10 protein-coding genes are annotated in these 8,677 nt (G+C 65.8%); 1 reads left to right on the forward strand and 9 read right to left on the reverse strand.

Translation table 11 applies throughout. The annotated features are described in order from the left end of the window. Positions 1-2 precede the first annotated feature (2 nt). The 9 genes from VME63_RS06025 to gspF all read right to left on the reverse strand — a co-directional run bounded on the left by VME63_RS06025 (position 3) and on the right by gspF (position 6,710). Entirely contained in the window at positions 3-707 is a 705-nt protein-coding gene (locus VME63_RS06025; RefSeq protein ID WP_325431278.1) for a hypothetical protein, read from the reverse strand. Next, positions 704-1,351 carry a type II secretion system protein GspM gene (gspM, locus tag VME63_RS06030; protein WP_325431279.1) on the reverse strand — a complete coding sequence of 216 codons (648 nt, stop codon included), beginning with the start codon at positions 1,349-1,351 and terminating at the stop codon, positions 704-706. Before gspM ends, VME63_RS06025 begins: the two co-directional genes overlap by 4 nt. Continuing rightward, on the reverse strand, positions 1,348-2,505 hold the full coding sequence (locus tag VME63_RS06035; protein WP_325431281.1) for a PilN domain-containing protein: 1,158 nt from the start codon (positions 2,503-2,505) through the stop codon (positions 1,348-1,350). The genes gspM and VME63_RS06035 overlap by 4 nt, the downstream gene beginning before the upstream one ends. Beyond that, on the reverse strand, positions 2,502-3,365 hold the full coding sequence (locus VME63_RS06040; RefSeq protein ID WP_325431283.1) for a type II secretion system protein GspK: 864 nt from the start codon (positions 3,363-3,365) through the stop codon (positions 2,502-2,504). Before VME63_RS06040 ends, VME63_RS06035 begins: the two co-directional genes overlap by 4 nt. Further along, a complete protein-coding gene (locus VME63_RS06045; protein ID WP_325431285.1) occupies positions 3,362-4,036 on the reverse strand; it encodes a prepilin-type N-terminal cleavage/methylation domain-containing protein in 675 nt (224 codons plus the stop codon). The genes VME63_RS06040 and VME63_RS06045 overlap by 4 nt, the downstream gene beginning before the upstream one ends. Then, positions 4,033-4,461 carry a prepilin-type N-terminal cleavage/methylation domain-containing protein gene (locus VME63_RS06050; RefSeq protein ID WP_325431287.1) on the reverse strand — a complete coding sequence of 143 codons (429 nt, stop codon included), beginning with the start codon at positions 4,459-4,461 and terminating at the stop codon, positions 4,033-4,035. Before VME63_RS06050 ends, VME63_RS06045 begins: the two co-directional genes overlap by 4 nt. Next, the gene (locus tag VME63_RS06055) at positions 4,458-4,901 is read right to left on the reverse strand and encodes a GspH/FimT family protein (protein WP_325431289.1); all 444 of its coding nucleotides are present in this window, start codon (positions 4,899-4,901) and stop codon (positions 4,458-4,460) included. Before VME63_RS06055 ends, VME63_RS06050 begins: the two co-directional genes overlap by 4 nt. A 92-nt stretch (positions 4,902-4,993) precedes the next feature. After that, entirely contained in the window at positions 4,994-5,434 is a 441-nt protein-coding gene (gspG, locus tag VME63_RS06060; protein WP_325431291.1) for a type II secretion system major pseudopilin GspG, read from the reverse strand. Positions 5,435-5,492: 58 nt separating this feature from the next. Then, positions 5,493-6,710, reverse strand: a complete 1,218-nt coding sequence (gene gspF / locus VME63_RS06065; RefSeq protein WP_325431293.1) for a type II secretion system inner membrane protein GspF — start codon at positions 6,708-6,710, stop codon at positions 5,493-5,495. 177 nt (positions 6,711-6,887) lie between these two features. On the opposite strand from gspF, the gene VME63_RS06070 reads away from it, so the two are divergent. After that, positions 6,888-8,303: a DUF5690 family protein gene (locus VME63_RS06070; protein WP_325431295.1), complete on the forward strand. Its 1,416-nt coding sequence runs from the start codon at positions 6,888-6,890 to the stop codon at positions 8,301-8,303. Positions 8,304-8,677: the final 374 nt, after the last annotated feature.

An 8,677-nucleotide genomic window follows, 5' to 3' on the forward strand; every position in this document is an offset into this window, starting at 1 on the left:
GATCAGTGTTCTCCCTGAGTGCTCGGGGTTACCCCGGAGCGCTGCTTTTGAATGGCGGCCCTGAGTCGTTGCAAGCGTTGTTGTTGTGCGTCGTTCGGCATCGCGCCCGGCGGCGGCATGGGCCGCATCCTCGTGGATCGACCCGGAGCTGGCGGCGGCCCATTCATCGGTATGGCCCCGGCCGGCGCTCCCGGAGCAGGTTGATCAATAGGAGCGCCCGCGGGCAGCTTCAGTTCCGTGCGCCCGCTCGGGGACGCGAAAATCGCCGAGCGCGGCAGCACCTTGACCAGCTTCCAGGTGCCGTCGGGCAGCATTGCGCCCTCGCGTACGCGTACCTGGCCGCCCTCGTCGCTTTTGTCGTTGCTGCCGTGGACGGGACCCAGCAAGGCCATGTGCAAGGTTGGCGTGATGATCACGCCGGTCAGCTGCAGGTCGCCCAGGCTCACGCCTTCGCTGCCACCGGTGCTGACGATCGGTTTGCGATCGGCGCTGAACAGCGGATGCAGCCAGAGCGGGGCGTAGCTGTCCAGCGGCGGCGGCGCCGGCAGCGCGACATTGTGCACCGGCGGCAGGGGCCGCGTGGGGCGCGGCGGATCCCAGCTCACGCCGCGGTCCATGCCGAACAGCAGCGACACCAGCAGCAGGCCCAGGACCGCCACGACGATAACCAATGAGGGTGTGAGCCGGCGTTGCGCGGCAGCGTTCATGGCTGATCGCCTCCCGCCGCATCGTTACCTTGCGCCGCACCGCTGTTGGCCGGCGCGTGCACATAGCCACCCAGTGTGAATTGCACTTCCAGCGGCGCACTGGCGCCTTTCTGCGCGGCGACCAACGGATTGCGATACACGCTGAAATCCTGCACGAACAGATACGGCTTGCCCTTTTCAAGCGTGTACAGCAAGCCGATCAAGGGCTGCATGTCGCAATGCAGGCTGATGCTCACCACCACTTTCTTGTACGGATCGCCCGGCGTGATGGGCGGATTGGGCACCGGCATTTTCTGTGCGACTTCGCAACTGCCTTCCTGCGCGTGCGCGGCGGCATCGTCGACCACGCGCTGCATCAGGCCGGCGGCGGCGGCGTTGGGGTCGGTCTCGGGCAGGAAGGTGCTGCTGTCGGTGGAGTAGCGGCCCAGCTCGGCCAGGCGCTTTTCCAATTGCGGTTTTTCCGCGATCGCGGCGGCATAGCGGCTCTGGGTATCGCGCAGGTCATCCATTTGGCTATCGATGTTGCGCAGCGGCGCGACGAACCACCAATGCAGCAATATGAAATAGGCCAGTACCAGCACCAGCACGAGCAGGCCGATCGCGGCGATGCGGCTTTCCGCCGGTTTCATCGGGCGCAGGTTCATTGCGCGGCTCCCGTACCGCCGTTCGCGGCCGGCTTGGCGTTGGACGTGCGCAATTGCGCATCCATGTAAAAACGCTCCTTGTTGGTGGCCGGATCGCGCTGGATCACGCCCTGGAAGTTCGCGCCGGTGATCAGTTTGCTGCTCTGCAAGACATCGATCAGCGGCGCCGCCTTCGCGCTTTGGCCCTGCAGGCCGACGCGACCGCTGCTGTCGACGGTGAAGCGTTCCAGCCAGGTGTCGTCGGGAATACGTGCGGTGAGATCTTGCAGTACGTCCACCACCGCCACCGAGTCGGTCTTGCGGCGCGCGAGGAAACCGGCCGCGCCGGTGCTTTCCTCCAGCTGCTTGCGCAAGTTGGAAATTTTCTGCGCGTCGCCGCGCATGTCTTCAACCTGGGCCTGCATCGCGGCCAACGCTTCCTCGCGATTGTGCAGCCACTGGCCCAGGCAGAGCAGCAACAGCATGAGGGCCGCCGCGGCCAGCGCCAGGTTGAGGCGGCGGCGCGGATCGCGATGCGCGCGCACCATGTCCGGCGGCAGCAGGTTCACGCCGAGCCGGGCATCGCCCTCGCACAGATCCACCGCATCGATGACGATGCCCGCATTGCGCAGATGCTCGAGCCGGGCATCCACCAGCGCGCGCGGTGCGGCGATCAGCTCGGCGGCGATGCGGCCCGCCGGTGCAGCGCCGCGCAATGGGCGCAGGTCGTAATAGACCTGGTCCAGGCGGAATGGCGTTTGCCGATCCATTTCGAAAGCGCCGATCTGGCGCAGGTTGTCGCGCGCGGCCTCGGGCAACAGCAGGCGGCGGCGCAGCACGCCTTCCGGCGGCAGGCACAGCGCAAGGCGCAGATCCTGCCGATCCACGCCCGCCAGGGCCGCGCCCAGCATGGCCTGCTGTTCGGGCGCGTCGAGCGTGTCGCTCCACGGCGCGGCGTTTTGCGGCTGCCCGCTGCGGCGCGCATGCCACTGGCCGCTTTCGTGGTGCAGCAGGCACCAGACGTTGCCGCCACTGAAGAACGCCTGCCAGCGCACCGGCAGCAGGGCACGCAACTGACCGCCCCACCAGGCCATGAAGGCCGGCATCGGCGAACCGCGCCACGCGCGGCGTACGCGATCAAGCTGCGGTCGCAGCGTCTGCGTAGCGGAATTCACTCCTCATCCCCCTCTTGCCAACGCAATACCGCAAAAGATTGCGACCCGGGCCGAAATCCCTGCAGGCGCACGGTGGCATGCAAAACTGCACGCGTTCCATCGGCGAGCACCGCCTCTGACCGAATACTATGCGTGATGCCATTGTTGCCGACCAGACCTGGCACCGGATTGCCCGCGCTCAGGGGTGGGCGAGCGGCAATCATCGCCGCCGCGCGTTGCAAATTCATGCCTGGCAGCGAGGCGAGCGCCAGCAGCGGCGCGGTGTTGGGATCGGGGCTGGGACGGCCGGACCAGATGGTGACGTAGGGCGCGACGGCCGCGTACAGCGCAGGGTCCATGCCCAGCACCATCTGCAGTTCGTCCACGCTGGCAAACGGGCCGTTACGCGGGCCGTAGTCGCGCCCCGCCGCGGCGTAGACGGCGGCGCGTTGCGCCGCTTGCTGCGGCGATATGGCAAAGCTGCGCCAGTCGATCACCGCCTGCGCGACGGCCGCGGCGCGCGTGGGATCGGCACCCGCCAGACGGAACAGGTTGGTCAGGACGTCGGGGCTGGCAGCGTTGAGATCCACCTTGCCGCTTTCGGAAATCACCGAAATGCCGACCTTCGCGCCATCGAACACGAACGGATACAGGCGCCCGTCGGCGACCCATCGATCATTCACATTGGTGGCCTGCAGCGCATAGATGGCGCGCATCACGCCCGCTTCGGCCGCGTAATACGCGCGGGTCTGCTCGAACTGGTAACTGGCTTGCAGGCCTTCGTTGTGAGCCAGCGCGGCATAGCCGCCGAGCAAAATCGCCAGCAGCGTGCACGCCCACATCACGACCAGCAAGGCGATGCCGCGTTGCGCGCGCTTCATGGCACCACCCCCGGACCGCGCAAGCCGCGCAGCAAATTGCTCGGCCCTTGCATGGCGGCGGGATTGACCAGCAGGCTCGCGCTCATCAGCGGCCATTCGCGGCCGCCGTCGAGCGAAAGCTTGATGCTGACCACGTTGGGCATGTTGCCGGTGTATTTCCAGTCGCTTTGCCAATCCATCGGCTGGCCTTGCGAATTGAGGCCGCGATAGCTGAAGCCGCCACCCTTGATGCCATCGACCAGCACCTGCGGATCGCCCAGCGGCTTGGGGGCGCTGCCATCGGGCGGCAGCACGGCGAGGCTGGCTTCGAGCCGCTCGCCTTTGTCCTGGTCCTCGTCTGGTACCAGCTTCAACTGGATCAGCTGCGGCCCCATGCGCCCCAGATAACCGGGCAACGGCGCGACGAAACGCATTTCGGTTTCGCTACCCTCGAAATAGATGTTGTTGCCGTCGCTGTCGTGCGCGATCGGCTGCGCCATCGCCTGCGCCAGCTCGCGCCGCAGGAATTGCTGCGCCGAACGCACCTGGTCGAGCTGTTCGATTTTCAGCGTGCCGGCCTGCACCGTATGCGTGGCCGTGCGCACGCCCGAATACACGCCCAGCAGCAACAGCGCCAGCAGCGCCATCGCGCCGAGCACTTCGAGCAGGGTGAATCCGGCGGCGCGCGTCATGGTGCGGGCAGCGGCGAAGGTGATGCATTGCTGCCGATGCGCAGCGTGCTGAAATGCGCGTGGCGCTCGAACGGCTCCACGCCCCACATGACATCCAGATCGAGCCGGAACATCTGCGTGTTGCCGCCGTTGCTGGCCGGCGGCACGCCCGGCGCCACCCATGGCGTCACTTGCAGGCGCCAGCGGTAGCGATCGTTGAAACGGCCTTCGCTGGTGCCGGGCTGGATCGGATCGAGCGTGTAGCGCGTATCCAGCAAGGAGCGCGCCCACAGCGCAACCTGGCTGTATTGGGCTGCGTTCTGCGACAGGCGGATCGAGCCACCGGCCACTTCCATCAGCGCCGCGAAGGCGATCGCCAGCAACAGGATCGCCGCGATCACCTCAAGCAGGCTGAAGCCGCGCGCGCGGGGTGGCGGCGCGTTCACGTGTGTGTTCCGGTATCGAACACGCTGATGGCACCGGTCAGCCACGATACGTTGATGTGCCATTCGCGCCGGCCGCTGCGCAAGGTGATGCGCCCGCCGGTGGAACTGCCATCGGGAAAGAAGCGGATGCGCGCGATCGCGCCGCCGCTGGTGTCGCTGGCCGCGCTGGTCACCGACAGATCCAGGCCTTTGGGCAGGCGCACGTCGCGTTGATCGGCGCCGCGATAGGTGCCCTGCTGCGTGTCGACCTGAAAGATGCGCTGCTGGCCATGCATGATCGCCTGCGTGCGCGTGGCGCGCAGCGTCGCGGCAAGCTCGCCGGCGGCGGCGTTGATGCGCGCGCTGGCCAGGCCGTGGTTCACGGAAATCGCCACCGCGACGGCCGCGATGGCGATCAGGATGATCACCGCCAGCATTTCCAGCAGCGTGAACGCACGCATGCCGCGCGGCGAAGGCGACCGATGCATGGGCACGGAGCGAAGCGAGCGCGTTTGGCTCGTCGATCCGATGCACATGACCGGTCGCAGGCTGGTCACTGCCAGTTACCCACGTCGGCGTCGTAGCCGTCGCCGCCGGGCTTGCCGTCGCGGCCGTAGAAAATCAGGTCGTAATTACCGTGTTCGCCGGGGTATTTGTAGCCGAAGTCGTGGCCCCACGGATCCTTCAGCTGCGAGGGCTTCACATACGGCCCTTGCCAATTGCTGGCAGTGGCCGGCTTGGCGACCAGGTCTCCCAGCGACGCCGGCGGCGAGCCGTTGTCCAGCGCATAGGCATCCACTGCCTGGCTGAGCGTGGTGAGCTGCGCCTTGCCGGCGCCGTACTTGCCCTTGTCCACGCTGCTGCCGACCTGGCGTACCACGATCGCGCCGACGATGCCGATCAGCACGATCACCGCCAGCATTTCCAGCAGGGTGAAACCGGCGCTGCGGTAAGGATGGCGCAGGGACCGGGTTCGTGAATATCTGTACTGCATGGGCTGGTTTCTCCGTATTTTATGCGTGAACAAAGGGATGCTTATCGGACCGTGCCGATCATTGAATGTTGCTGGTGAGGCTGAGCAGGGGCAGCAGGATAGCGGCCATGATGATCGCCACAAACACCGTCATGACGATGGTGAGCGCCGGCACCAGCGCGGCCAGCAGGCGATCGATGGAGCGGCGGCTTTCCAGCTCGAACGTGTCGGCCACTTTCAGCAGCATCGCGTCCAGCTGCCCGGCCTCCTCGCCTACCTGCACCATCTGGATCGCCAGCCGCGGAAATCGTTGCGATTGCGACAAGGCCAGGCTCAGCCCGTTACCGCCCTTGACCATTTCGGTGGCCTGCACCAGCGATTGGTCCAGCGCGCGGTTGGACGTGACCTGGCGCGCGATACCCAGCGCCGACAGCAGCGGCACGCCGTTCTTGACCAGCGTGCCGAGCGTGCGCGCCAGCCGCGCCGTTTCCACTTTCAGCACCAGCGGGCCGACCAGGCGCAGCTTCAGCACGCGTTCGTGCCAGGCCAGGCGCAGCGCCGGATCGCGCATGCGCGAGCGCCACACCAGCACGCCGGCCACCAGCAGCAGAATGATCAGCCACCACCAGTCCTGCAACGTGGTGCCCAGCGCCAGCACGGCCTGGGTGATCCATGGGATCGGCACCTGCATGTCCTGGAAGATCGGCACGAATTGCGGCACCACATACGTGAGCAGCAACAGCAGCGAACCGAGCACGCCCACCATCAGGAACGCCGGATAGATCAGCGCATTGATGATGCTGCCGCGCAATTGCTGCGAGCGCTCCAGGTAATCGGCCAGGCGGCGCAAGGTGTCTTCCAGCGATCCGCCGACTTCGCCCGCGCGCACCAGTGCGATGTAGAGCTTGGGAAACACGCCATGTTCTTCGTCCAGCCCCTGCGACAGCGGCGTGCCGCCGCGTACGCGATCGCGCACGCGTTCGATCAGTTTCTTCGCATGCTCGCCCTCGGGCAGATCCATCAGGATGCCCAGTGCGCGATCGAGCGGCTGTCCCGCGCCCAGCAGCGTGGCAAGCTGGTGGGTGAATTGCGCCAGCTGATCGCCGCTGAAAGGTCCGCGCTTGAGAAAGCCGGCAAAACCGCCGCCCACGGCACCCGCATCGGCAGCCTTGGCTTCCAGCGGCGTATGGCCCTGGTCCTGCAGGCGTACGATTACTTCGTCGAGACTGGCCGCCTCCATCTGACCCTGCACGATTTCGCCGGCGGCACTGACGGCGCGATAGCGGAACTGGCTCATGGCTTTTACTCCTCCCCCTGCTTGCAGGGGGAGGTTGGGAGGGGGTGACGCTCTTGTTTCGCATGATGGGCTTCACCCCACCCCAGCCCTCCCCTGCTGCACGCAGGGGAGGGGGTGAATTGCGGCGCTATTTTTTTGCTCCTCCCCCTGCTGCACGCGAGGTAAGGGGTAAACGGCGTGACCAAGCAAGAAATCACGCGTAGACCAAGCCACCCCACCGGCTACCCGTCGCCACGCCACTGTAACCTCGGCCCGGCACCCTTCCCGCACTGCCACATGGGCTGGTTCGGGGTGGTTCTCGTGTCGTTTCTATCGGGCTTTCGCCGCCATCCCATGGCGATCAACTTGGTCGCCGGCAGCGCCGCGTTCCTGGCGTATGCATCGATGTACGCATTCCGCAAGCCGTTCACCGCCGCCGCGTTCGAGGGCATGCACGTTGGCGGTGTCGACTACAAGGTGTGGCTGGTGATCGCGCAGGTCATGGGCTACATGCTGAGCAAGATGCGCGGCATTACCTGGATCGCACAGATCCAGCGCCAGCGCCGCGCGCGTACGCTGGCCGGGCTGATCGGCTTTTCCTGGATCGCGCTGCTCGGCTTTGCGCTGATCCCCGCACCGTGGAATATTGCGTTTCTGTTCCTCAACGGCTTGCCGCTTGGCATGGTGTGGGGCGTGATCTTCGGCTATCTGGAAGGGCGCCGCGGCACCGAATTGATGGGCGCGCTGATGTGCGCCAGCTTCATCGTGGGCTCGGGCGTGGTCAAGACGGTGGGCATGTGGCTGATGATGCGCTGGCACGTCAGCGAATTCTGGATGCCGTTCGCCACGGGCGCCTTGTTCATACCGCCGCTGTATGCGGCCACCTGGGTATTGGAGCACCTGCCCGCGCCCGATACCGCCGACATCGCCGCGCGCAGCGCGCGCGTGCCGATGGATGCGGCCACGCGCCGCGCGTTTCTGGCGCGCTTTCTGCCCGGCATCGCGATGATCGTGATGGCCTACGTGGCGCTGACGGTGACGCGCGATTTTCGCGACAACTTTGCCGCGGAAATCTGGAGCGACCTGGGCCGCGGCGGCGACGCGTCGGTGTTCACCGAGACCGAGGTGCCGATCGCCATCGCCGTGCTGATCATCACGGCCTTCACCATGTTTGTGCGCGACAACCTCAAGGCGTTGATGCTCAACCACGTGCTGATCTTCGGTGGCTTCGCCATCGCCACCTTCTCTACCTGGCTGCACAATCACAACATGCTCGATCCGCTGGGCTGGGTCGGCTTTAGCGGCTTCGGGCTTTATCTAGCCTATGTACCGTACAACGCAACATTCTTCGAACGCATGCTGGCGACGTTTCGGGTCACCGGCAACGTGGGTTTCATCATGTACATCGCCGATAGCAGCGGTTACATGGGAAGCGTGGTGGTAATTCTGGTGAAAGAGTTTGGCGGCATGCACCTGTCGTGGGCGTCGTTCTATGCCGATACGGTGATGACGCTGTCGGGCATCGGCATGGCCATTACGCTGGTGTCCGCGCTGTACTTCCATGAGAAAGCGCGACGCGCGCGCGGGCCGGTGGCGGTGCCTGCCGCAGCCTGACTGCGCGCGAGCTTATGCCCTTTCCCCTGCTTTGCAGGGGGAGGATGGGAGGCAGTAACGCTCTTGCTTCACATGACGGGCTTCACCCCACCCCAGCCCTCCCCTGCTGCACTCAGGGGAGGGAGTCAATTGGGGCGCCATTTTTTTGCTCCTCCCCCTGCTTGCAAGGGGAGGTTGGGAGGGGGTGGCGCTCTTGCTTCACATGACGGGCTTCACCCCACCCCAGCCCTCCCCTGCTGCACTCAGGGGAGGGAGTCAATTGCGGCGCCATTTTTTTGCTCTTCCCCCTGCTTGCAGGGGGAGGTTGGGAGGGGGTGGCGCTCTTGCTTCACATGACGGGCTTCACCCCACCCCAGCCCTCCCCTGCTGCACGC

The organism is Dyella sp. (assembly GCF_035503745.1).
GTDB lineage: Bacteria > Pseudomonadota > Gammaproteobacteria > Xanthomonadales > Rhodanobacteraceae > Dyella_B.